Genomic DNA, 21,136 nt, shown 5'->3' on the forward strand with positions numbered 1-21,136 from the left:
ACAGGTTCAGTTCTGTGCAGCGTCGATGTCACCTCGGTACTCGATCTTGCCGCGCACACGGGCGCGCGGATGCATGTCGATCAGTTCGTCGTAGCTGGCGTCGCCGATCAGCGTGGCAGATCCGGTGATCTCCAGTGCTTTGCGCGCGATCACGGCGCCGATCACCTTGCCCTCGATGAACACGTAGTCGGCCTCAAGCCGGGTGTTCTCGATCACACCAGTGGCACCCACATGCAGGGTGCCGCCGGTTTCGAACGTGATGTTGCCTTTGAGCTGGCCATCGACCTTGATGCCCTGGTCGCGCGTGGTGTGAAAGTTGCCGTCGAAAACGGCGCCTTCGGCGATCAGGCTGGTGATGGCGGAAAGGCGCTCGGCCGGAACGAGGCGCGTGGACGCGGGGTTGTGGCTCATGAGATCAGGGCTCCTTGCTGTGCAACCAGTTTTCAGGGGTGAGGGTGAGTGTATCGGGAGATGTCGGTGCTTCAACAGCTGTTGTCGCGACGTTGGCGACGACACCAAGCGCCGCGCTGGCGCGCAGAGTCAGCGGTGTCGAGTCCGCTTCTGTGCTGGTTTCCGGAGGCTCCACGGCAGCCGGCGAGGGCGCGTACACCGCAGCCTCTGCTTCGATCATGCGTGGTTCGGCTGCCGCGGGTATTGCCGGGAGCCAGCCGGCCAGGTAGCCCACGGCGACCAGCAGCGCCAAGGCGGCCAACAGCCAGGGCAGGTACCGCAGAGCGAACCAGACGATCCAGCGCCAGACGATTCTGCGTTGGGCCACGCGCCGGTCCCGGCGCCAACTCGCCTGAAGCGCGGCCAGCCGCAGCGCCTCGGAGCCGGGGATCGGCGGCTGGCGGCGCGAGGGCGGTTGCTGGTGTTCGCTCCGCTGCCACTGCATGAGGCCGTCAGTTCACTTTCCGGGCGGGAGCCACGCGTTCGAGCGTCGCATTCAGATCGGCGCCATTGACCTGGATACGCCCATAGCGCACCAGCCCGTGAACACTGGCCGAATCGTGCAGGGACACTTCGCCCTGGCCCGAGTCGAGCACACCATCGGTGTGCCCCATGACGGAGATCTTGTGGGCGGTGATGTCTCCTTTGACACGCCCGGTCTCGGTGACCACCACCGACACCTGGATGCCTTCGGCCTGGGTGAGGTTGCCATCAATCTGCCCCGCCACGCTGAACGGCCCCTTGAGCAGGGCGTTGCCTACAAAGTGCATGCCATCGGCCAGCATGCTGCGGGCCGTGGCTGCCTCGGTCGCGTCGATCACGGACACGCTGCTGTCTTGCGCCTGCAGCATGGGAATCGCCTCTGCCATGGCCGGCGGCATGGCGCGGCCCACATCCACTTCAAGCGCCTGTGGCATGTCAGACGCAGGTGCCTGCTCCGGATTGGGCATGGCGGGGAAGCTGTTCTGGTCGTTCATCATGGTCTGGGGTCCTGGGTGCTGTTCGAGATGGCGTTCGGGCGGAATGTAGCGGCGTGCTTTCATGATCGGCTTCCGGGTGCTCTCAAGGGCTGCTGGGACTGGACATCATGCAACACGGGCACGGTGCTTCCCAACTTTAGCGTCTTGAAAGGACCGCGAAGATCAGCGCCCTCGTACAGCTGCAATCGTTTGGCCATCAGCGTGCCCGTGGACACACCAGTCTGGGCCACATAGGCCATGCCATGGCATTCGAGCTGCGTGTCCTGCGCGGAGCCCTCGGCCACGCCGAGCTGGCCGAACAGGTACAGGTCGCCCTGCACACGAACCGTGCCCCGCACCACGCCACCCTTCCAGATGATGAGGCGTCCGTTGACCCGAATCTGCCCGGAAATCTCCCCCTGGACCAGCAGGCCTCCTTCGAACAGCAAGTCTCCCTGCAGCCGGCTCCCGGCGGCCACCCGGTTGACCACGTTCATGGCGATCGGGTCGATCGTCAGCGTGTCCTGCGGCAGCTTCATTTCCACAGCAGCAGCCCCCAGGAAACGGCCGATCCGGTCAGCGAGAGCAAGCCCAGAATTGCCACCCACAGCGCATGGCGCTCCATCAGGCGGCGCACACGACCAGGCCGGGCCCTTGCGGAACCGGGTGGCGTGGCATGGTGGAGCACTGCCCATTCCTGCCAGAGCCGGCTCAGACGGCTTTCACCGGTGGCCAGATCAATGCGCAGGCCTTCCGAGTCCGTGCCACCGGGCTGGCGCCGCCGGCCGAGCAGGACAGTGAATGGCGCGCCCACAACGGTCTGGGTGAAGAAGGCGTCTGTCGGGTCCATGGTTCGCGATTGTAGGGAGAATGTAACAAGTCGCTACGGACGCGTGCGCACGTCGAATGTCTTAGAGCATTCCGTGGGCAGCACACAGGGTGCAGCGGGACTACGACCGATTGTCGGGGATGGTTGCGGCAGGTGGCTCTGCAGATGTCCGGACCGGATTGCGTTCCGCCAGATGCGCGAGGTAGTTGTCCACACCGCTCTCCTCGCGCTCAAGGAAGCGGGCCACCGCGTCAGCAAATGCCGGGTGGGCCAGCCAGTGGGCGCTGCTGGTGCGCGTGGGCAGTAGCGCGCGGGCCATCTTGTGCTCGCCCTGGGCCCCGCCTTCGAACCGTTCAAACCCGTTCCGGATGCACCAGTTCAGGGGCTGGTAGTAACAGGCCTCGAAATGCAGGCAGTCCACCCGCTCCAGCGCGCCCCAGTAGCGGCCGTACGCCACCCGCCGTGACGCGTCGATGCCCACCAGGCTGCTGGCAATCGGACGACCTTCGCGCTCTGCGACGAACATCAGCCAGTGTTCGGGCATGTCGTGGGCCATGCGGGCGAAGAAGTCCGGCTGCAGGTAGGGCGCATTGCCATGTTCCAGGTAGGTGCGTTCGTAGCAGCTGTAGAAGAACCGCCAGTCCGCGTGGCTGATGTCCCGGCCCTGTGCATGGCGGAACTGCACGCCAGCATCGGCGACCTTGCGCCGTTCCTGTCGGATCTTCTTCCGCTTGTCCTGCTGCAGGCTGGCCAGGAACTGCTCGAAGTCCAGGTGGTTCTGGTTGTGCCAGTGGAACTGCACCGTGTGGCGCAGCATCAGCCCGGCATCGACGCAGGCCTGCTGGTCGCGCGGCTGGGCAAACAGCAGATGCAGCGACGAGAGCTTCTGGTCCTGACAGTAACGGAGCAGCGCCTGCAGCAATGCCGCTCGTGATGCATCGTCGCGCGCCAGCAGCCGGGCGCCGGGCACAGGGGTAAAGGGCACTGCCACCAGGGCTTTCGGGTAGTAGGACAGCCCATGCTGTTCGTAGGCGTTGGCCCACGCCCAGTCGAACACGTATTCGCCATAGGAATGCCGCTTCAGGTAGAGCGGGCAGGCCGCGACCATGTGACCACCGTCCCACAAGGTCATGAAGGCCGGCTGCCACCCGGTGCGATGGGTGGCGCTGCCGCTGGCATCGAGCGCCGCCAGATACTCCAGTCGCATGAAGGGGCTGGGGTCGGTCTCGAGCGCCAGCAGGTTATTCCAATCGGCGAGAGGGATTTCCGCCGGCGCTTCGAAAACCCGGGTGACATAATCTTTCACCCCCCTGCCGGGGCTTGGTGCACCGGTGGCTGTTCTCTGTGTTGTTCCCCTTGGTTCCGATTCCATGACGCTCAAAATTTGTGTGGCCCAGCTCAATTTCGTGGTGGGGGACATGACTGGCAACGCCAGGCGCATTGTGGAGGCGGCGCGCAGCGCCCATGCTGGCGGAGCACAACTGCTCGTGACACCGGAGCTGGCGCTGTGTGGTTACGCGGCGGAGGACCTCTTCCTTCGGCCCGCCTTTGTCGACGCCAGTGATGATGCGCTCAAAGTGATCGTCAGCGGCACGGCCGACCTCAAAGGCCTGCACATCGTGGTGGGACATCCGGCCCGCATAGAGGGCGACGCAGGGGTGCGCAACCGAAGTGTGTCGGTGGCCAGCCTGTACAACGCTGCGAGCGTGGTCTGCGAGGGGCGCATCACCCACACCTATGCCAAGCGCGAGCTGCCCAACTACCAGGTCTTTGACGAGCGTCGTTACTTCGTTCCGGGGGATGACGTCGGCGTGTTTGATGTTCTGGACAGCACAGGCCGGTCTGCGAAGGTGGGCCTGCTGATCTGCGAGGACGCCTGGTTCGACGAGCCCGCAGCCGATGCCCGCGCCGCTGGTGCCGAGGTGCTGGTGGTCATCAACGCCTCGCCGTTTCATGTCGGCAAGGGGGGCGAACGCGAGTCCACCATGCGCGATCGAGCCCGGGCGGTTGGTCTTCCGCTGGTGTATGCCCACCTGGTCGGCGGGCAGGACGAAATTGTGTTCGAGGGGCGCAGCTTTGTGCTGTGCGCCGACGGGGGGCTGGCGGGCCGCGCGATCAGCTTTGAAGAATCCCTGTTTGACATCGCCATGACCCGTGCCGACGGTGGCTGGCAGATTGAGGCGACCGTGGATCGGCCCCACAGCCTGGAAGCAGATCTTTGGCACGCGCTGGTTCTGGGTGTGCGCGACTACCTGGGCAAGAACGGCTTTCCCGGGGCGCTGCTCGGGCTATCGGGTGGTATTGACTCGGCACTGGTGCTGGCGATTGCGGTCGATGCGCTGGGCAAGGAACGTGTGCGGGCGGTGATGATGCCGTCTCCCTACACAGCAGACATTTCCTGGATCGACGCGCGAGACATGGTGGCGCGTCTGGGGGTGCGCTACGACGAGATCGCCATCGCGCCAGAGTTCGAGTCGTTCCGGGCGTCGCTCACACCCCTGTTCGAAGGACGCCCAGAAGACACCACCGAAGAAAACCTGCAGGCGCGCATCCGCGGCACGCTGCTGATGGCGCTGTCCAACAAGTTCGGCTCCATCGTGCTGACCACCGGCAACAAGAGCGAGATGGCCACGGGGTACTGCACTCTCTACGGTGACATGGCCGGTGGATTTGCGGTCATCAAGGATGTCGCCAAGACCATGGTGTTCCGGCTGGCGCGCTGGCGCAACGCGCACGACCCCTACGGCACCGGCGCGAACCCGATTCCGGAACGAATCATCACGCGGCCGCCGAGTGCCGAACTGCGGCCGGACCAGAAGGATCAGGACAGCCTGCCGGAGTACGAGGTCCTGGATGCCATCATCGAACGCTACATGGAGAACGACCGCAGCCCGGACCAGATCGTGGCGGAGGGATATCCGCAGGCCGACGTGGACAAGGTGGTCCGGCTGATCCGCATCAACGAATACAAGCGGCGCCAGGCGCCCATCGGCATTCGCGTCACGCACCGCAGCTTCGGCAAGGACTGGCGCTACCCGATCACCAGTCGATACCGCGCCTGACACGCCCGAGTGCCCCATGGGGACAGGCCCCCTTGGGCATAATCGCCCGGCAACTTTGCCCGCCAGACTGGAGACCCCGACATGAAGCAGATCACCGCCGTCATCAAACCGTTCAAGCTGGAGGAGGTGCGGGAGGCGCTCGCCGAACAGGGCGTGACCGGTCTGACCGTGACCGAGGTCAAGGGGTTCGGTCGCCAGAAGGGGCACACCGAGCTCTACCGAGGTGCCGAATACGTGGTGGACTTCTTGCCCAAGGTGAAGCTGGAGGTGGTCGTGAAGTCGGACGACGTGGATCGTTGCGTCGACGCGATCGTGCGTGCCGCGCGCACCGGAAAGATCGGTGACGGCAAGATCTTTGTGACGCCGGTCGAGCGCGTGGTGCGCATCCGCACCGGTGAAGAAGACGAAACCGCGGTCTAAACCCGGTCCAGGTGGTCGGCGGGCGTGACGCCCCCGGCCTGCACCAGTTCCGGCAGCAGCAGCTGCCAGTCGGATCCCACGCGGATCAGCTCCATCTGCCACGGTCCCATGAACTGCTGCTCAACACCGGTTTGCATGAAGCCCAGCAGTCCGTCGTAGTAGCCATCGACATTGAGCAGGCCGACCGGCTTGTCGTGGTACCCCAGCTGGCGCCAGGTCCAGACCTCGAAGAACTCCTCGAAGGTGCCGATGCCTCCCGGCAAGGCGAGAAAGGCGTCGGCTCGTTCGGCCATCATGCGCTTGCGCTCGTGCATGGTGTCGACCACATGCAACTCGCTGCACCCCTTGTGAGCCCATTCCCGCTCGACCAGGGCCTTGGGAATGATGCCAACCACCCGTCCACCGGCCGTCAGCGTCGCGTCGGCCAGCAGCCCCATCAAGCCGTTGTGTCCCCCGCCATAGACCAACTGGCCTCCATGGCGCCCGATCCACTCCCCCACGCATCGCGCAACCTGCGCATAGGCAGGATTGGCGCCCGGTCGGGAGCCGCAGTAGACACAGAGAGAGAACGCAGGTGATTTCATGGGATTCGATGGATGAGGGCTGCGACCCAGGTGCCGGCACACAGCAACAAGCTGAGCAGCACCGCAGCGCTGCCCATGTCTTTGGCGCGCTTGGACAGTTCGTGCCATTCCGGTCCGATGCGATCGATGGCTGACTCGACGCCGGTGTTGAGCAACTCGACGATCAGCACCAGCAGCACCGAGCCCGCCAGCAGAACCACCTCCACCCAGCTGCGACCCAGCCAGAAGGACGAGGGCAGCAGCAGCGCCGCAGCGAGCATCTCCTGCCGCAGAGCCGTTTCCTGCCAGCCCGCGCGCAGCCCCGCCATAGAGTAGCCGAAGGCGTGCCACATCCGGCTGAGTCCGTGCCGGCGCTTCTGGGCGTCGGTGGGCTCGGTAGGGGTGTTGGGCGCGGGTTTCACAGATGCCAGAACTTGCGCGGGCGAGGGGGTAGGTCGGGCTTGAAATGCACCAGGCGTGTGCCGGCCAGCGCATCGTGGACAAACTGGCCCTGTGCGTGGAACCGGGACAGCAGGGCCCAGACCAGCACCCATCCCACCACGATGACCGAGAGTTCTCCCGCGGGCAGCCTGAACATCCCTCCAGCGGCCAGCGGCGGCAGGAACCACAGCCAGCTCAGGAGATAGCGAACCAGGGCCCTTGTCTGTGTCAGGGCATGCCCGTTGGCGTCAACGACCCGGATGTGCCATGTCTTCATGGCCAGCGTCTGCCCCTTGGCCCAGAACCAGACGAAATAGATGCCAAACACGATGAACAGGAACCCCTGCTGCCAGTGGCGGTTGTCCAGGGCGTTGCGGGTCTGGGTGAGTGTGGAAAACAGATAGCCGGCGATGAACACGACGCCAAAAAGGAGCGTGCCCTCGTACAGCCAGCAGGCCATGCGGCGCATCAGCGGGGGCGCAATGAGGGAGGGAGGACTGGCAGAGACGGGAGAGGCTTGCATCATGGGCGCGCGAAACAGCGGGCGATTGTCGCACCCTGCGACAGGTGCTTTGCTCAACGTTTCTGAACATCTTGGCGGGTCATGCGCGAAGGTTTGTGCTGCAGTGCGATAATGTCAGGCTGCAATTCAAAAAAGCAAACGGGTCATGGTCCGGCGGGGTATGTGTCCGCTCATGTCCACTGGCCTCAAGTTCCGACACCGCTTCACGAGAGTTGGTGAAGGAGCACCCAAGGTATTTCGTCAGAGAAATTCTCGAAAGGTTGATCATGGAAATCTCCAAGGCTGAAATGGCCTCGGCCGCCGCCGCTGTCGCCGGCCAATCCCCCGCATCCGAACAGCTCATGGGCGCCGAAATCATGGTGCGCGCCCTGCAGGCCGAAGGCGTGAAGTACATCTGGGGTTACCCGGGTGGTGCGGTTCTCTACATCTACGATGCCCTGTACAAGCAGGACACCATGCAGCATGTGCTGGTGCGCCACGAGCAGGCTGCCGTGCACGCCGCAGACGGCTACGCCCGTGCCACCGGTGACGTGGGTGTGGCGCTGGTCACCTCGGGACCTGGCGTGACCAATGCCGTCACCGGTATCGCCACGGCGTATACCGACAGCATCCCCATGGTCATCATCGCGGGTCAGGTGCCCACGGCGGCCATCGGTTCGGACGCATTCCAGGAATGCGACACCGTCGGTATCACCCGCCCCATCGTGAAGCACAACTTCCTGGTCAAGGATGTGCGTGAGCTGGCGGACGTGATGAAAAAGGCCTTCCACATCGCCCGCACCGGTCGTCCTGGTCCCGTGGTGGTGGATATTCCAAAAGACGTGTCCTTCAACAAGGCCACCTGGACCGGTTACCCCGAGTCGGTGGAAATGCGCTCCTACAACCCGGTTCGCAAGGGGCATGGAGGCCAGATCCGCAAGGCGTTGCAGCTGCTGCTGACGGCCAAACGGCCCTACATCTACACCGGCGGTGGTGTTCTGCTCGGCAACGCGGTTCCCGAATTGCGCACCCTGGTGGACTTGCTGGGCTATCCGGTCACCCACACCCTGATGGGGCTGGGCGCCTACCCGGCGACCGATCGCAAGTTCCTGGGCATGCTGGGCATGCACGGCACCATCGAAGCCAACCACGCCATGCAGAATTGCGACGTGCTGCTGGCGGTGGGTGCACGCTTTGACGACCGCGTGATCGGCAACCCCAAGCACTTTGCTTCGGTGGAGCGCAAGATTATTCACATCGACATCGATCCTTCGAGCATCGCCAAACGCGTCAAGGTGGACGTGCCCATCGTGGGGGATGTCAAGGATGTGCTGACCGAGCTGATCAACATGATCAAGGAAGGTCAGGCAAGGCCGGACGAGAAGGCGCTGGCTTCCTGGTGGGACACCATTGAGGGCTGGCGTTCGCGCGACTGCCTGCGCTATGACCGCACCAACACGCAGGTGATCAAGCCGCAGATGGTGGTGGAGACGCTTTGGAATCTGACCAAGGACGACGACTGCTACATCACGTCCGACGTGGGGCAGCACCAAATGTTCGCCGCGCAGTTCTACAAGTTCAACGAACCTCGGCGCTGGATCAACTCTGGTGGTCTGGGCACGATGGGCGTGGGACTGCCATACGCCATGGGCATCAAGCTGGCCAAACCCGACGCCGACTGCTGGTGCATCACCGGCGAAGGCTCGATCCAGATGAACATCCAGGAGCTGTCAACCTGCCAGCAGTACGGTACGGCGGTGAAGGTGTTGTCCCTGAACAACCGCTACCTGGGAATGGTGCGGCAATGGCAGGAACTGATTTACCAGGGCCGCTACAGCCACAGCTACATGGATGCGCTGCCGAACTTCGTCAAGCTGGCAGAGGCCTATGGTCACGTCGGCATGCTGGTCGAGCGCCCACAGGACGTAGAAGCCGCATTGCGTGAAGCGCGCTCCATCAAGGATCGCTGCGTCTTCATTGACGTGCGCACCGACCCGACGGAGAACGTCTGGCCCATGGTGGAAGCCGGCAAGGGCATCACCGAAATGCTGCTGGGCTCAGAAGAGCTCTGATAGACCCTCTGCACCAGGACGTTGCGCGCGTCAGCACGCAACGTCCTGGTGCTTCCCTTCGACGAATCTATTTGCAGCCGAGCCTGTGCATTACCGTGCGCAGGGGAGGGCTCAGAAAAGAGGAATCTTCATCATGAAACACATCATTGCCGTGCTGCTTGAGAACGAAGCTGGCGCGCTGTCCCGCGTCGTGGGGTTGTTCTCGGCCCGCGGCTACAACATCGAGTCACTCACCGTGGCGCCGACGGAAGATCCGTCGCTTTCGCGCATGACCATCCAGACCACCGGGTCGGACGATGTCATCGAGCAGATCACCAAGCACCTGAACCGCCTGATCGAGGTGGTGAAGGTGGTGGACCTGACCGAAGGCGCCTACACCGAGCGCGAGCTCATGCTGGTGAAGGTGCGCGCGGTAGGCAAGGAGCGCGAAGAGATGAAGCGCATGGCGGACATCTTCCGGGGTCGCATCATCGACGTGACAGAGAAGAGCTACACCATTGAGCTGACGGGCGACCAAGGCAAGAACGACGCATTTCTGGAAGCCATCGACCGCTCTGCCATCCTTGAGACGGTGCGTACGGGCTCGTGCGGCATCGGACGTGGCGAGCGCATTCTGCGCGTTTAAGATCTTGGGTTTTTCGGGCTCAGCCGAACCGCCGTTCGGGCTGGGCCTGTCGAGGGCCTTCGACGGGCTCGCATGCGAACGGCAAACCAACACTCCAAAGAGGAATGACCATGAAAGTTTTCTACGACAAAGACTGTGACCTGAGCCTGATCAAGGGCAAGACCGTCGCGATCATCGGCTACGGTTCGCAAGGCCACGCCCACGCCCAGAACCTGAACGACAGCGGCGTGAAGGTTGTGGTCGGCCTGCGCAAGGGCGGCGCCTCGTGGGACAAGGTCGGCAAGGCCGGCCTGACCGTGATGGAAGTCAACGACGCAGTGAAGGCCGCTGACGTGGTCATGATCCTGCTGCCTGATGAGCAGATCGCCGAGGTTTACAACAACAACGTGGCCCCCAACATCAAGCAAGGCGCTTCGCTGGTGTTCGCCCATGGCTTCAACGTGCACTACAACCAGGTCGTTCCCCGCGCCGATCTTGATGTGTGGATGGTTGCGCCCAAGGCCCCCGGCCATACCGTGCGCAACACCTACACCCAAGGCGGTGGCGTGCCTCACCTGATCGCGGTGCACCAGGACAAGTCCGGCAAGGCCCGCGACCTGGCCCTGAGCTACGCCATGGCCAACGGTGGCGGCAAGGCCGGCATCATCGAGACCAACTTCAAGGAAGAGACCGAGACCGACCTGTTCGGTGAGCAGGCCGTGCTGTGCGGTGGCGCCGTCGAGTTGATCAAGATGGGTTACGAGACCCTGGTCGAAGCCGGCTATGCACCTGAAATGGCCTACTTCGAGTGCCTGCATGAGCTCAAGCTGATCGTCGACCTGATCTACGAAGGTGGCATCGCCAACATGAACTACTCGATCTCCAACAATGCGGAGTTCGGTGAGTACGTCACCGGTCCGGAAGTGATCAACGAAGAGTCGCGCAAGGCCATGCGCAACGCGCTCAAGCGCATTCAAAACGGTGATTACGCCAAGATGTTTATCCAGGAAGGCCGCCTGAACTACCCGAGCATGACCGCCCGCCGTCGCAACACCGCCGATCACCAGATCGAAGTGGTGGGTGCCCAGCTGCGCGCCATGATGCCGTGGATCGCCAAGAACAAGCTGGTTGACCAGACCCGCAACTGATCGACATTGCCCAGTTTGAGAGGCCACTTCGGTGGCCTTTTTTCATGAAGCTGGGCATTGTCACTGGCTTACACTGCGCCTCTCACGCCTTTGTGGCCCGAATACCCTGACCCATGCACGACGGATCCAATCCCCTTCACGAACCGGCGGCGGAAAGCCCCCGTCGTCCCAAAGGCATCTACATGTTGCCGAACATGATCACCCTGGCGGCTTTGTTCGGGGGCTTCTACGCGATCGTGATGGCCATGAACGGGCGCTTTGATCTCGCCACCGTCGGTATCTTTGCCGCCATGGTGCTGGACAGTCTGGACGGTCGCGTCGCCCGCATGACCAACACGCAAAGCGCCTTTGGCGAACAGATGGACTCCCTGTCGGACATGGTGTCGTTCGGAGCGGCGCCGGCGCTGGTGGCCTACGTCTGGGTGCTCAGGGACATCGGACGCTGGGGCTGGATTGCCGCGTTCGTTTACTGCGCCTGCGCCGCCCTGCGGCTCGCGCGTTTCAACGTGAATACCGGGGTTGTCGACAAGCGCTATTTTCAAGGTCTGCCTTCACCGGCAGCGGCTGCGCTTGTGTCGGGGTTCATCTGGCTCGCCAATGAGCTTGAGCTGGTCAAGGCCGATCTGGTCTGGGCCATGTTCGCGATCACGCTGTACGCCGGTTTGACCATGGTGACGAACGTCCCGTTCTACAGCTTCAAGGACCTGAGTCTGAAGAAGAGCGTGCCCTTCGCCGCCATCGTGCTGGTGGCCTTGGGCATTGCGGTCATCAACATTCATCCGCCCACGGTTCTGTTTGGGTTGTTCGTGATGTATGGACTGTCGGGGTATGCCATGTATTTCTGGCGCAAGGCCAAGGGACGCCCCACCAGCGTGATCAGCACATCTACCGATGAACCTGACGAGCGCGGATTGCACGAATGAGAACGCGCATGGCGCCCATGGTTTTCCTCAATCGGCGTGTTCTCTGTCCTGTGCTACATTGCACGGCATGAGTTTCAGCACCTTCTCGCTACTACTGGATGTCCGTGACGGGCAGGTCTGGTAACGCGCGAGAGGTTTCCAACAACGGCCCGTTTGCACCCGCAGCGGGCCGTTTGTTTTGGAGCTGCGGGTTTTTTCAAGAGTGGTCCACGAGCCCACACACCGGAGAAAAGTTATGAGCGACCAGTTGATCATTTTCGACACCACTTTGCGCGACGGCGAGCAGTCGCCTGGTGCTTCCATGACCAAGGACGAAAAGCTGCGTATTGCACGCCAGCTCGAGCGGCTGAAGGTCGATGTGATCGAGGCGGGTTTTGCCGCCAGCTCCAATGGGGACTTTGACTGTGTCCAGGCGATCGCCAACACCATCAAGGACTCAACGGTTTGCTCGCTGGCCCGCGCCAATGATCGCGATATTTCCCGCGCCGCCGAAGCCCTCAAAGGAGCCAATCGGGCACGTATTCACACCTTCATCGCGACCAGCCCCCTCCACATGGAGAAAAAGCTGCGCATGACGCCGGACCAGGTGTTCGAGCAGGCCAGGCAGTCGGTGCGTTTTGCGCGGAACCTCGTCGATGACATTGAGTTCAGCCCGGAGGACGGATATCGCAGCGACATCGACTTCCTCTGTCGGGTGCTTGAAGCTGTGATCAACGAAGGTGCGACAACGCTGAATATCCCCGACACCGTGGGGTATGCGGTGCCCGAGCTTTACGGCAACTTCATTCGTACGCTGCGGGAGAGAATTCCCAACTCCGACAAGGCTATCTGGTCTGTGCATTGCCACAACGATCTCGGCATGGCGGTCGCCAACTCACTGGCTGGCGTGAAGATTGGTGGCGCCCGTCAGGTCGAGTGCACCATCAATGGGCTCGGCGAGCGTGCAGGCAACTGCTCGCTCGAAGAAATCGTGATGGCGGTGAAGACTCGGCGCGACTATTTCAACCTGGACATTGGCATCGACACTACCCAGATCGTCCCGGCCAGCCGGATGGTCAGTCAGACCACTGGTTTTGTGGTTCAACCCAACAAGGCTGTCGTAGGGGCCAACGCGTTTGCGCATGCCTCGGGCATCCACCAGGATGGGGTGCTCAAGGCGCGCGATACCTATGAAATCATGCGTGCAGAGGATGTAGGCTGGAGCGCCAACAAGATCGTGCTGGGCAAGCTCAGTGGTCGCAATGCGTTCAAGCAGCGCTTGCAAGATCTGGGTATCGAGATGGCGTCGGAAAGCGAGATCAACACCGCCTTCGCCGCTTTCAAGGAGTTGGCCGATCGCAAGAGCGAGATATTCGACGAAGACATCCTCGCGCTGTGCAGCGACGAGAGCGTGACCGCCGAAAAAGAACGCTATGGTCTGGTGTCGCTGTCCCAACGCAGTGAAACGGGGGAGCGCCCCCATGCCGAGGTGGTGTTCACGGTCGAAGGCAAAGAAATCCACGGCTCGTCCGACGGCAACGGCCCCGTCGATGCCTCGCTCAAGGCCATCGAGAGCCATGTCAAGAGTGGGGCGGAACTGGTGCTGTATTCGGTCAATGCCATCACCAGTGGTTCAACCGAAAGCCAGGGAGAGGTGACCGTTCGACTGCAGCACGGTGGCCGGGTGGTGAACGGGGTCGGTGCCGATCCTGACATCGTCGTGGCGTCTGCCAAGGCCTATCTGAGTGCTCTCAACAAGCTGGAAAGCCAAGCGGAGAGGGTTGCAGCACAAGGATAAGGCATTACAAATCAACCACTTGTAACGAAATCCTCGGAGCAAGCCACGAACAACCATGTATCTCAGCGGTTGTTTCGGCGTTCACTGAGGAGTGCGTTACAAGCGTTTGATATTGCTAGTTTTTTTTCATACTCCTATACTTAGGCACCTGCTTTTGAGGCCGTTGGAGTGGAGCCCATGAAATTGTCCCGCGTACGATTCGTCACGCTGCTGCATTTTGTTGCGCTTGCCGTGATGTCGGCGTCCCTGGCGTTGCCGGTGACCGCGGAGGCGGCCTCCAACAAAGCTGAAAAAGCTGCCCGCAAAGCTACTTCCCAGTCTACCGAACGCAGCAAGCGCTCCAGCGTCGCCAAGAAAGATGCGCGCGAGAGCAAGAGGGAACTCTCTGCCAAAAGAAAGCAAGCGGCGAAAGCCGCTCGTTTGGCGCAGTCTGACTCCCGGGCGAGCAAGCGCAAGACTGAGAGAAGCAGTCGTCTGGCGAAGGCCCGCAAGGCCAGTGAAGCAAGGCATGCTCGTGCCGCTCGCCAGCCAGTGCGACTGGTGGCGCACCAGCCCAGTCGCACGGTACGTTCGGTGGCGGTGGAGCCACGTGCATCCATTGGGGAGCGGATGGGGCTTCGGGCTGCGGGGGATCCTTTGGATCTCAACTCCAGTGTTGCGCTGGTGGTGGATCAGCAAACCAACGAGGTGCTGTTCAGCAAAAACGATTCCGCGGTTCTTCCAATTGCATCCTTGACGAAGTTGATGACTGGGCTTGTGGTCACCGATGCGAATCTGCCCCTTGATGAGATGGTGACGATCACGTCCGACGACGTTGACACGGTCAAAGGCAGTCGCTCGCGGTTGGCGGTGGGGACCACCCTGACGCGGCTGGAGTTGATGCACTTGGCGCTCATGTCCAGTGAGAACCGCGCCGCCCACGCTTTGGGGCGCACTTATCCTGGTGGGTTGGATCAGTTTGTGCGTCTGATGAATACGAAAGCACGCGAGCTGGGCATGCTCGACACACGTTATGTCGAGCCGACTGGCTTGTCGAGTCTGAACCAGTCCAGCGCGCGTGATCTCGCGACTTTGGTGTCTGTGGCGTATCAAAGGCCGCTGCTCCGCAGCCTCTCGACTTCGCCAAGCCACCAGTTGGAACTGGGTCATCGAACATTGGAGTATCGCAACTCCAACCGTTTGATTCGTGATCCCGACTGGGATATTGGTCTCCAGAAGACTGGGTACATATCGGAGGCGGGTCGATGCCTGGTGATGCAGGCGCGTGTGGCTGGGCGCCAGTTGATCATGGTGTTCCTCGATGCAACGGGCAAGCTGGGAAGGGCCCAGGACGCCGAACGAGTGCGTCGCTGGGTCGAGGCACAACCAATGCACCAGGCAGTGCGCCCGCAAGGTTGAGTTTCTCCTTGCCACCAAAGCAAAAAAGCGGCCCGAAGTGGACCGCTTTTTGTTTGCAGGTCAGCGGGCAACCGGCTGTGCAGCGAAGCCTTTGGGACACCCCAAAGCAATCGAAATCTCCGCGGCTGTTGAGCGAAGTTTAGGAACCCAGTTTTCGTCGATGCGATCTGCGGGCGCTGAAATTGACAGTCCGGCGACCAGCCGGCACTGGTCATCGTAGATGCCAGCAGCCATGCAACGCACTCCCAGTTCCAGCTCCTCATTGTCACGGGCCAAGCCAGCCATACGGCACTGCTGTAGTTCTCGTTCAAGGTTGGGCAGCTGAGTCAGGCTGTTGCGGGTGTTGCCAGCAAGACCGGTTCGGGTTGCGTAGGCACGCACCCTCTGAGGTTCATCGGCAGCCAGAAACAGTTTGCCCACCGAAGTCAGATGCAGTGGAGCGCGGCCGCCAATGGCGCGGACGACCTGCATTCCAGACCGCTCGCTGTAGGCCCGCTCCACATAGACGATTTCGTCGCCCTGCCGGACGCTTAGGTTGACCGGTTGCTGGATCAGCTTGTGGAGCTCTCGCATTGGAGCAAGCGCGGCATCCCTGACACTGAGGCGCGCTTTCACCAGGTTGCCCAACTCAAGCAGGCGCATGCCGAGTCTGTAGCTCCCTGCCTCAGGACGGTCCACGAAGCGGCCGATGGTCAGGTCGTTGAGAATCCGATGCGCGGTTGAGGGGTGCAAGCCGGTCTTCTCACTGATTTCCTTGAGGGATACCGGCTCTTCGCGGGAAGCTAGAACCTCCAGAAGGTTGAACATCCGTTCGATGACCTGGACCGTGGGGGTGCTGGGCAGAGAGTCGTTTCGTTTTGTCATGGCCGCAATAGATTTGCGGATATTTTACGAGATGAAATCACCGCGGCATCACCCACTGCCCATCTCTGAGCAGTTCATGCGGTCGAAAGGACGCCTTATAGTTCATCTTTGAACTCTGCTCGATCCAGTAGCCCAGATACATGTGCGAAAGGCCCAATTCACGGGCTTGCTCAATCTGCCAGAGGATGCTGTAGGTGCCGTAACTGGCGCCCGCGTCCGACGGGTCGTAAAAGGTGTACACGGCCGATAGCCCGTCGTTCAGGACGTCGACGATGGACACCATCACCAGGCGGCTCGGATGGCCAGCGTGAGCGGGTTCACGAAACTCTACCAATCTTGAGTTGACACGGCTCTGCAGCAGAAACTGGCTGTACTGGTCAACACTGTCCTGATCCATGCCTCCCCCGGCATGACGACTGTTCTGGTAGCGCAAGTACAACTGGTAGTGCTCGGGTTCAAAGCACAGTCCGAGAACCCGTGTCTCCAGGTTGGCATGCCGTACCAAGGAGCGCCGCTGGCTGCGGCTAGCGCGAAACGTGTTCACCGGAATGCGCAGCGGGATGCAGGCGTGGCAACCGTCACAGTGCGGGCGGTAGGTGAACACGCCGCTGCGCCGGAACCCCAGGGTCACGAGGTCCGAATAGGCATCGTTGTGAATCAGATGACTTGGTGTAGCAACCTGCGAACGGGCCTGACGGCCAGCCAGGTAGCTGCAGGGGTAGGGCGCTGTGGCGTAGAACTGCAACGCCTGCAGCGGGAGTTCTTTCAGGTGCGTCACGCTGTTGCGTCAGGGCCTGTGATGAGGTGATTCCAGTATACGGGCTCGAATAGCCATACCGGTGCGCGGTGGGTCGTGGTCTTCCGCAGGTGATGGCTGAAATCGGTCCGTGGCATCAGGGTCGCTCCGAGGGAGGCCAGATGAGGAGTTTCCTGCTGACAGTCGATGAGAGGGACTCCATTGGCCAGGCAGAACGCCACCAGGCCGCACATCGCCAGTTTGGAGGCATTGCTGCGGCGGCTGAACATGGATTCTCCGAAAACCATGGCTCCGATATTGACGCAGTAGAGCCCACCTGAAAGCTCTCCATCGATCCAGGCCTCCACACTGTGTGCATGACCGGCGGAATGCAGCTGTAGATAGGCCTGGACCATGGGGGGCAGGATCCAGGTGCCCGCCTGGCCCTTGCGAGGTGTGTGGGCGCAGGCCCGAATCACCCGCTCGAAGTCGTGGTCGAACCGGATGTGCAGTCGTTGCTCCATAAGAAGCTTGATCAGCGTCTTGCGAAGCGAGCGGTGCAATCTGAACTGGTGCGTGCGGAGCACCATCCGCGGGTCGGTCGACCACCAGAGGATTGGTTGCCCTGCGCTGTACCAGGGGAAAATGCCTTCGCTGTATGCGCGCAGAAGCGTGTCAACATCCAGTGCCCCTCCAGCAGCCAGCAAGCCCGGCGCAGGGGTGGTCATGCCCCAAGCGCATTCCACTAGAGGGAATGGGTCGCCGGGTTCCAGCCAGGGGAGTTCCGGAGTGAATGTGGGGGTGGAGGACATGTGCCTATTGTGGGCGGGATCGCCGCGACCGAGGCCGGGCAATCGCCAGAACCAAGGCTCCCAGCCACACACCCACCGCATCGGCCAGCAGGTCGAGCAGATCGCCGTTTCTCCAGCCTGTTGCTGACTGGGCCACCTCGATCAAGGCACCGTAGACGAAGAGGCCGATCAACGTTTTTCCGTGCGATCCCGGGTAGGCGAGTCCACCCAGCAGAGTGAGGACCGTGAAGCCAGCAGTGTGCTGGGCTTTGTCCCATACGTTGAACGCCTGTGCTGGCAACTCTGCCACTGGTGCTAGCGACAGTGCGCCGACCAGGGTTGCGGCCACCCAGAAGGCGGTTCTCTGCATGAGTTTGTTCATGGTGGATCGTGTCGCCGCCGTTGGTTGATGCGGCCGTTTGGAAAACAAAAAAGCACTTAGGCCAACGACCTAAGTGCTTTGAATATTTTGGCTCCCCGACCTGGACTCGAACCAGGGACCTGCGGATTAACAGTCCGTCGGAATGGGACTTTCTGGGATTTCCTGATACAAATTGCCATCCCTAAAGCCTTTACAAATCAACAACTTGCGTCCAAAGTGGTTTCTGGCCGTCCCAGGCCATTCCAGCCCAAACTGGCACCAGACTGGCACCAGAACAACTGCGGACTATGGCAAAAGATCAACTTTCGGCAGCAGCCGCAGCCATCCAATCGCTCGATGGTAGCGCCTTCGTGACCCTGCACAGCCGCCTGGATCGCGGCGGTGCGCTGCAGGCGCGCAAGCTGGCCAACGGCGCCGTGCAGCTTTATTGGCGGTATTCGTACGCTGGCAAGACCAGCCGCGAACCCATCGGCGTCTACGACCCGACGGCACCACCCAAGAAGCTGCAGCCCACTGTGCGTGGATACGGCATCGCTGCCGCGCTGGAGAAGTGCAGGGCGCTGGCCGAGGTGCATGTTGAACGTGCCAACACCGGTGGACTTCAGGAGGCGAAGGCCGAGAAACGCAAGGCGTTTCTGGCCAAGAAGGCCGAGGAGACCGAGAAGTCCACGCGCACGCTGGAAAAACTGCTCGATACCTATGTGGAGTATCTGAAGGCTCAGGGTCGGCGCAGCCATGTGGATGCGCAGGGGATTCTTCAGAAGCATGTGACGAAAGCATGGCCTGCGGTGGCCAAGGCCCCAGCGGTCGATCTCACACCGGATCAAGTTCTCGACATGCTTCGATGCCTCATCGAAAGCGGTAAGGGGCGCACCGCTAACAAGCTGCGGTCCTACCTGCGAGCTGCATATCAGTGTGCGCTGGATGTGCGGACCCTGGCCGCCATTCCGGTAGCCTTCAAGACATTCGCAGTAACGTTCAACCCTGCAGCGCAGACACGACGATCACCTCAGTTCGACCGTGCCGACAAGCGCCCTTTGACCTTGGAGGAGATGAAGAACTACTGGGGATTGATTTCTGCTCGGCCTGGACCCGAGGCAGCAGCCTTGCGGTTGCACCTATTGACCGGCGGCCAACGCATTGAGCAGTTCATCCGGCTAAGGTGGGCGGATGTTGGAGATGACGTCATTACGCTCTTTGACGGAAAAGGCCGACCCAGCCACGGACCGCGTCCGCATCAAATTCCCCTCGTGCCACTCGCCGTGAGCGATATGAAGCAATTGAGTAGGGAAGGGGAATTCGTGTTTTCCACCACACATGGCAAGAAGCCCATCAGTTCTCGCACGCTGACAGGGTGGGCGCATGGGATTGTCGGCGCTGAGACTGAGGGTTTTCAGTTGAAGAGGATCCGCTCCGGCGTCGAAACGCTTCTGGCTCGTGAAGGGGTCAGTCGCGAGGTCCGCGGGCATCTGCAGTCACATGGCCTGACAGGTGTACAGGCCAGACATTACGATGGGCACGACTACATTCCCGAAAAGCGACATGCCCTTGGTTTGTTGGTCACTTTGGTCTGCGTGGAAACCTACTTGGCCAGGAAAAGATGACCGCAAGATTTTGGTTTGTCTCACATGAAGGTACCCGTAAGGGTTCATCCTTTACAGGGCCTCGGGGGCGGATTTGCCAATCTTCAGCAGTGAATGGTTTTAACCGGCATATGACCCACATTGACCGGTTGCTCCCTCGAAGTGAATTGTTCTTGTGCAACGATTGCCGTCAGTCGCAGCGGAGAGCTGGGTTCACGGTGCCTGGCGCGAAGCCTTCATCGGCTAACCCGACAGCGCAGAAGCATGAATGAGGATGAGTGGAAGCGCAGACCGTATAACCCGCGCACCGGTGCTAACATAACGGGACACGAAGAGGAGGCGAAATGGCCAAAACCGCGAAGAGACTGGCGAGCATCGCATCAGGGCCATGGCTGACGAGCGTCGAGGATCTTGTCTTCTACGCGATCGACAAGGCGTCTCCTTACAACCTGGCGCTTAGCCGGATGAGTGACTCGATCGCCAAGATTGGGAAGCTGACCTTTGCCCAGCTGATGATCGACAAGCTGGGACTGTCGATCATGTGGACCATCATCAACGCTGGACTGCCTGGCCTCGGTGGCGTGGCAGTGGCGCCGGCAGCAGCGTCAAAGTGCAAGACCGCGGAAGATGTTCTTAAGGCCGCGCAGGCGTCGAAGTAGGTCACATGAAATACATCAAGCCCGAAGCGGCAACGTCGGCACTTGTCGCACTAGTAGTTAGCGTGGTAGCTACTGCCGCCCACGCGCAATCGCAATGGACTCCATCCCTGAAAGCCGCAGACTCGCCAGCCGCAAAGCCGTGGGAGGACGGTGCGACGCTTGCCGTAAGCTCTGTCGACGGCCAGACAGTGGCTGTGGCGGACGCCGTGTTTAAGCTTGAACGTGTTACCGATACCATGAGTGCCAATGGCTTCGTTCGACAGACTTGGGGGCCTGGCCTGTACCTCAGTCGCAACTCGGATCCCGCAAAGCGCACGAACGACCGAGGAGTGAAATTCTCGTATGGCGGCCTGTGGGTCGACAACGGACCTGCAAGCGGCGCGCGCACGTCGTGGGGCTGGGCGGTCGACCTCAAGGCCGGCAAGAAGCTTTCAAGTGAGACCGTTGCCGGTCAGAAGGTCTGGTTCGATCGGGACTCCACGCGTCTGACCGGGGGCGGTCAGTTCGTTTACGCGCCCTCCCTGGGACGCCTCGATCCCAACAACCTCAACCGTCTCAATCATTTCTACACCGCTAGCACGCGGCTATACGTGGATCGAGCGAGCGGCGGCAGCGCCGTCTCTGGCCGCGTGTCGGGGGTTGAAGTCGGCTTGCGCGCCGACGTCGCACCATTTGGCCTTGAGCCACTTGCACTTCTGGGCTCCAACCTGGCTGTTGTCCCCACGGCAGGAGTGTGGGCGCAGTACCAAAATGACCTCTCTGCCTCGGGAGGACGAGCCAAGGACGAGCGACAGTTGTTTGGCGTGAAGCTCGGCTTCTCTTTCTCGAGGCCGGACTCCGAGGGCGTGGTGCCAGGCATTTCCCTTGAGCGCACAGTCGGAAGCGATTTGCTAACCGGGCGCAGCCCGAGCGGCGTGACGAAGCTCGTGCTCTCGTTGAAATACTGACGCGTGTCACCGGGGGGCAGCAAGCC

General features: G+C 61.5%; 24 protein-coding genes and 1 tRNA gene. 11 read left to right on the forward strand and 14 right to left on the reverse strand.

Annotated features, from left to right (window positions below):
* Positions 1 to 6: 6 nt before the first annotated feature.
* From ACFOPI_RS20375 to ACFOPI_RS20400, 6 genes are all read right to left on the reverse strand, one after another.
* The gene (locus ACFOPI_RS20375) at positions 7 to 411 is read right to left on the reverse strand and encodes a bactofilin family protein (RefSeq protein ID WP_066263662.1); all 405 of its coding nucleotides are present in this window, start codon (positions 409 to 411) and stop codon (positions 7 to 9) included.
* Positions 412 to 415: 4 nt separating this feature from the next.
* Complete coding sequence (locus ACFOPI_RS20380) at positions 416 to 895, reverse strand: hypothetical protein (RefSeq protein WP_382178042.1); 480 nt, start codon at positions 893 to 895, stop codon at positions 416 to 418.
* A gap of 7 nt (positions 896 to 902) precedes the next feature.
* The gene (locus tag ACFOPI_RS20385; RefSeq protein ID WP_382178045.1) at positions 903 to 1,493 is read right to left on the reverse strand and encodes a bactofilin family protein; all 591 of its coding nucleotides are present in this window, start codon (positions 1,491 to 1,493) and stop codon (positions 903 to 905) included.
* Positions 1,490 to 1,948 (reverse strand): bactofilin family protein, encoded by a 459-nt coding sequence (locus tag ACFOPI_RS20390; protein WP_382178048.1) that lies wholly within the window; start codon positions 1,946 to 1,948, stop codon positions 1,490 to 1,492. The genes ACFOPI_RS20385 and ACFOPI_RS20390 overlap by 4 nt, the downstream gene beginning before the upstream one ends.
* Positions 1,945 to 2,259 (reverse strand): hypothetical protein, encoded by a 315-nt coding sequence (locus tag ACFOPI_RS20395; protein ID WP_382178051.1) that lies wholly within the window; start codon positions 2,257 to 2,259, stop codon positions 1,945 to 1,947. The genes ACFOPI_RS20390 and ACFOPI_RS20395 overlap by 4 nt, the downstream gene beginning before the upstream one ends.
* A gap of 100 nt (positions 2,260 to 2,359) precedes the next feature.
* Positions 2,360 to 3,544, reverse strand: coding sequence for a GNAT family N-acetyltransferase (locus tag ACFOPI_RS20400; RefSeq protein ID WP_382178054.1), 1,185 nt, complete (start codon positions 3,542 to 3,544; stop codon positions 2,360 to 2,362).
* 64 nt (positions 3,545 to 3,608) lie between these two features.
* Between ACFOPI_RS20400 and ACFOPI_RS20405 the strand changes: the two genes are divergently transcribed.
* Both ACFOPI_RS20405 and ACFOPI_RS20410 read left to right on the forward strand, forming a co-directional pair.
* Complete coding sequence (locus ACFOPI_RS20405) at positions 3,609 to 5,300, forward strand: NAD+ synthase (protein WP_382178057.1); 1,692 nt, start codon at positions 3,609 to 3,611, stop codon at positions 5,298 to 5,300.
* A gap of 81 nt (positions 5,301 to 5,381) precedes the next feature.
* Positions 5,382 to 5,720 (forward strand): P-II family nitrogen regulator, encoded by a 339-nt coding sequence (locus ACFOPI_RS20410; RefSeq protein WP_066263643.1) that lies wholly within the window; start codon positions 5,382 to 5,384, stop codon positions 5,718 to 5,720.
* Here ACFOPI_RS20410 and ACFOPI_RS20415 read toward each other — a convergent pair.
* The 3 genes from ACFOPI_RS20415 to ACFOPI_RS20425 all read right to left on the reverse strand — a co-directional run bounded on the left by ACFOPI_RS20415 (position 5,717) and on the right by ACFOPI_RS20425 (position 7,247).
* On the reverse strand, positions 5,717 to 6,304 hold the full coding sequence (locus ACFOPI_RS20415) for an LOG family protein (protein WP_382178061.1): 588 nt from the start codon (positions 6,302 to 6,304) through the stop codon (positions 5,717 to 5,719). The genes ACFOPI_RS20410 and ACFOPI_RS20415 overlap by 4 nt on opposite strands.
* Complete coding sequence (locus ACFOPI_RS20420) at positions 6,301 to 6,636, reverse strand: diacylglycerol kinase (RefSeq protein ID WP_382178064.1); 336 nt, start codon at positions 6,634 to 6,636, stop codon at positions 6,301 to 6,303. Before ACFOPI_RS20420 ends, ACFOPI_RS20415 begins: the two co-directional genes overlap by 4 nt.
* A 65-nt stretch (positions 6,637 to 6,701) precedes the next feature.
* Positions 6,702 to 7,247 (reverse strand): RDD family protein, encoded by a 546-nt coding sequence (locus ACFOPI_RS20425; protein ID WP_382178766.1) that lies wholly within the window; start codon positions 7,245 to 7,247, stop codon positions 6,702 to 6,704.
* Positions 7,248 to 7,513: 266 nt separating this feature from the next.
* On the opposite strand from ACFOPI_RS20425, the gene ACFOPI_RS20430 reads away from it, so the two are divergent.
* The 6 genes from ACFOPI_RS20430 (at position 7,514) to ACFOPI_RS20455 (ending at position 15,148) form a co-directional block, all read left to right on the forward strand.
* The gene (locus ACFOPI_RS20430) at positions 7,514 to 9,298 is read left to right on the forward strand and encodes an acetolactate synthase 3 catalytic subunit (RefSeq protein WP_382178067.1); all 1,785 of its coding nucleotides are present in this window, start codon (positions 7,514 to 7,516) and stop codon (positions 9,296 to 9,298) included.
* A 133-nt stretch (positions 9,299 to 9,431) separates the two neighbouring features.
* Positions 9,432 to 9,923: an acetolactate synthase small subunit gene (gene ilvN, locus ACFOPI_RS20435; protein ID WP_066151204.1), complete on the forward strand. Its 492-nt coding sequence runs from the start codon at positions 9,432 to 9,434 to the stop codon at positions 9,921 to 9,923.
* Between the two features lie 110 nt (positions 9,924 to 10,033).
* Positions 10,034 to 11,050 carry a ketol-acid reductoisomerase gene (ilvC, locus tag ACFOPI_RS20440; protein WP_382178070.1) on the forward strand — a complete coding sequence of 339 codons (1,017 nt, stop codon included), beginning with the start codon at positions 10,034 to 10,036 and terminating at the stop codon, positions 11,048 to 11,050.
* A 113-nt stretch (positions 11,051 to 11,163) separates the two neighbouring features.
* Positions 11,164 to 11,973, forward strand: a complete 810-nt coding sequence (gene pssA, locus ACFOPI_RS20445; RefSeq protein WP_382178073.1) for a CDP-diacylglycerol--serine O-phosphatidyltransferase — start codon at positions 11,164 to 11,166, stop codon at positions 11,971 to 11,973.
* A 235-nt stretch (positions 11,974 to 12,208) separates the two neighbouring features.
* Positions 12,209 to 13,750 (forward strand): 2-isopropylmalate synthase, encoded by a 1,542-nt coding sequence (locus ACFOPI_RS20450; RefSeq protein WP_382178076.1) that lies wholly within the window; start codon positions 12,209 to 12,211, stop codon positions 13,748 to 13,750.
* A 177-nt stretch (positions 13,751 to 13,927) separates the two neighbouring features.
* Positions 13,928 to 15,148, forward strand: a complete 1,221-nt coding sequence (locus ACFOPI_RS20455; protein ID WP_382178079.1) for a serine hydrolase — start codon at positions 13,928 to 13,930, stop codon at positions 15,146 to 15,148.
* A gap of 60 nt (positions 15,149 to 15,208) precedes the next feature.
* Here the strand turns inward: ACFOPI_RS20455 and ACFOPI_RS20460 are convergent, their stop codons facing one another.
* From ACFOPI_RS20460 to ACFOPI_RS20480, 5 genes are all read right to left on the reverse strand, one after another.
* Positions 15,209 to 16,012 carry an IclR family transcriptional regulator gene (locus tag ACFOPI_RS20460; protein ID WP_382178082.1) on the reverse strand — a complete coding sequence of 268 codons (804 nt, stop codon included), beginning with the start codon at positions 16,010 to 16,012 and terminating at the stop codon, positions 15,209 to 15,211.
* A gap of 37 nt (positions 16,013 to 16,049) precedes the next feature.
* Positions 16,050 to 16,790 carry an arginyltransferase gene (locus ACFOPI_RS20465; RefSeq protein WP_382178085.1) on the reverse strand — a complete coding sequence of 247 codons (741 nt, stop codon included), beginning with the start codon at positions 16,788 to 16,790 and terminating at the stop codon, positions 16,050 to 16,052.
* Entirely contained in the window at positions 16,787 to 17,560 is a 774-nt protein-coding gene (aat, locus tag ACFOPI_RS20470) for a leucyl/phenylalanyl-tRNA--protein transferase (protein WP_382178088.1), read from the reverse strand. Before aat ends, ACFOPI_RS20465 begins: the two co-directional genes overlap by 4 nt.
* 4 nt (positions 17,561 to 17,564) lie before the next feature.
* On the reverse strand, positions 17,565 to 17,969 hold the full coding sequence (locus ACFOPI_RS20475; protein WP_382178091.1) for a VanZ family protein: 405 nt from the start codon (positions 17,967 to 17,969) through the stop codon (positions 17,565 to 17,567).
* A 40-nt stretch (positions 17,970 to 18,009) separates the two neighbouring features.
* Positions 18,010 to 18,079, reverse strand: a tRNA-Asn gene (locus tag ACFOPI_RS20480).
* A gap of 129 nt (positions 18,080 to 18,208) precedes the next feature.
* On the opposite strand from ACFOPI_RS20480, the gene ACFOPI_RS20485 reads away from it, so the two are divergent.
* The 3 genes from ACFOPI_RS20485 (at position 18,209) to ACFOPI_RS20495 (ending at position 21,110) form a co-directional block, all read left to right on the forward strand.
* Positions 18,209 to 19,525, forward strand: coding sequence for a tyrosine-type recombinase/integrase (locus tag ACFOPI_RS20485; RefSeq protein WP_382178093.1), 1,317 nt, complete (start codon positions 18,209 to 18,211; stop codon positions 19,523 to 19,525).
* 323 nt (positions 19,526 to 19,848) lie between these two features.
* Entirely contained in the window at positions 19,849 to 20,163 is a 315-nt protein-coding gene (locus ACFOPI_RS20490; protein ID WP_382178096.1) for a hypothetical protein, read from the forward strand.
* Between the two features lie 5 nt (positions 20,164 to 20,168).
* Entirely contained in the window at positions 20,169 to 21,110 is a 942-nt protein-coding gene (locus ACFOPI_RS20495; RefSeq protein WP_382178099.1) for a hypothetical protein, read from the forward strand.
* Positions 21,111 to 21,136: the final 26 nt, after the last annotated feature.

This window comes from Hydrogenophaga luteola (assembly GCF_042648585.1).
Taxonomy (GTDB): Bacteria; Pseudomonadota; Gammaproteobacteria; order Burkholderiales; family Burkholderiaceae_C; genus Hydrogenophaga; species Hydrogenophaga luteola.

What these genes read in the sequence shown, in the direction of transcription:
- ACFOPI_RS20375 (WP_066263662.1), bottom strand. Translation starts at nt 411, where the DNA reads ATGAGCCACAACCCCGCGTCCACGCGCCTCGTTCCGGCCGAGCGCCTT.
- ACFOPI_RS20380 (WP_382178042.1), bottom strand. Translation starts at nt 895, where the DNA reads ATGCAGTGGCAGCGGAGCGAACACCAGCAACCGCCCTCGCGCCGCCAG.
- ACFOPI_RS20385 (WP_382178045.1), bottom strand. Translation starts at nt 1,493, where the DNA reads ATGAAAGCACGCCGCTACATTCCGCCCGAACGCCATCTCGAACAGCAC.
- ACFOPI_RS20390 (WP_382178048.1), bottom strand. Translation starts at nt 1,948, where the DNA reads ATGAAGCTGCCGCAGGACACGCTGACGATCGACCCGATCGCCATGAAC.
- ACFOPI_RS20395 (WP_382178051.1), bottom strand. Translation starts at nt 2,259, where the DNA reads ATGGACCCGACAGACGCCTTCTTCACCCAGACCGTTGTGGGCGCGCCA.
- ACFOPI_RS20405 (WP_382178057.1), top strand. Translation starts at nt 3,609, where the DNA reads ATGACGCTCAAAATTTGTGTGGCCCAGCTCAATTTCGTGGTGGGGGAC.
- ACFOPI_RS20410 (WP_066263643.1), top strand. Translation starts at nt 5,382, where the DNA reads ATGAAGCAGATCACCGCCGTCATCAAACCGTTCAAGCTGGAGGAGGTG.
- ACFOPI_RS20415 (WP_382178061.1), bottom strand. Translation starts at nt 6,304, where the DNA reads ATGAAATCACCTGCGTTCTCTCTCTGTGTCTACTGCGGCTCCCGACCG.
- ACFOPI_RS20420 (WP_382178064.1), bottom strand. Translation starts at nt 6,636, where the DNA reads ATGTGGCACGCCTTCGGCTACTCTATGGCGGGGCTGCGCGCGGGCTGG.
- ACFOPI_RS20425 (WP_382178766.1), bottom strand. Translation starts at nt 7,247, where the DNA reads ATGCAAGCCTCTCCCGTCTCTGCCAGTCCTCCCTCCCTCATTGCGCCC.
- ACFOPI_RS20430 (WP_382178067.1), top strand. Translation starts at nt 7,514, where the DNA reads ATGGAAATCTCCAAGGCTGAAATGGCCTCGGCCGCCGCCGCTGTCGCC.
- ilvN (WP_066151204.1), top strand. Translation starts at nt 9,432, where the DNA reads ATGAAACACATCATTGCCGTGCTGCTTGAGAACGAAGCTGGCGCGCTG.
- ilvC (WP_382178070.1), top strand. Translation starts at nt 10,034, where the DNA reads ATGAAAGTTTTCTACGACAAAGACTGTGACCTGAGCCTGATCAAGGGC.
- pssA (WP_382178073.1), top strand. Translation starts at nt 11,164, where the DNA reads ATGCACGACGGATCCAATCCCCTTCACGAACCGGCGGCGGAAAGCCCC.
- ACFOPI_RS20450 (WP_382178076.1), top strand. Translation starts at nt 12,209, where the DNA reads ATGAGCGACCAGTTGATCATTTTCGACACCACTTTGCGCGACGGCGAG.
- ACFOPI_RS20455 (WP_382178079.1), top strand. Translation starts at nt 13,928, where the DNA reads ATGAAATTGTCCCGCGTACGATTCGTCACGCTGCTGCATTTTGTTGCG.
- ACFOPI_RS20460 (WP_382178082.1), bottom strand. Translation starts at nt 16,012, where the DNA reads ATGACAAAACGAAACGACTCTCTGCCCAGCACCCCCACGGTCCAGGTC.
- aat (WP_382178088.1), bottom strand. Translation starts at nt 17,560, where the DNA reads ATGTCCTCCACCCCCACATTCACTCCGGAACTCCCCTGGCTGGAACCC.
- ACFOPI_RS20485 (WP_382178093.1), top strand. Translation starts at nt 18,209, where the DNA reads ATGGCAAAAGATCAACTTTCGGCAGCAGCCGCAGCCATCCAATCGCTC.
- ACFOPI_RS20490 (WP_382178096.1), top strand. Translation starts at nt 19,849, where the DNA reads ATGGCCAAAACCGCGAAGAGACTGGCGAGCATCGCATCAGGGCCATGG.
- ACFOPI_RS20495 (WP_382178099.1), top strand. Translation starts at nt 20,169, where the DNA reads ATGAAATACATCAAGCCCGAAGCGGCAACGTCGGCACTTGTCGCACTA.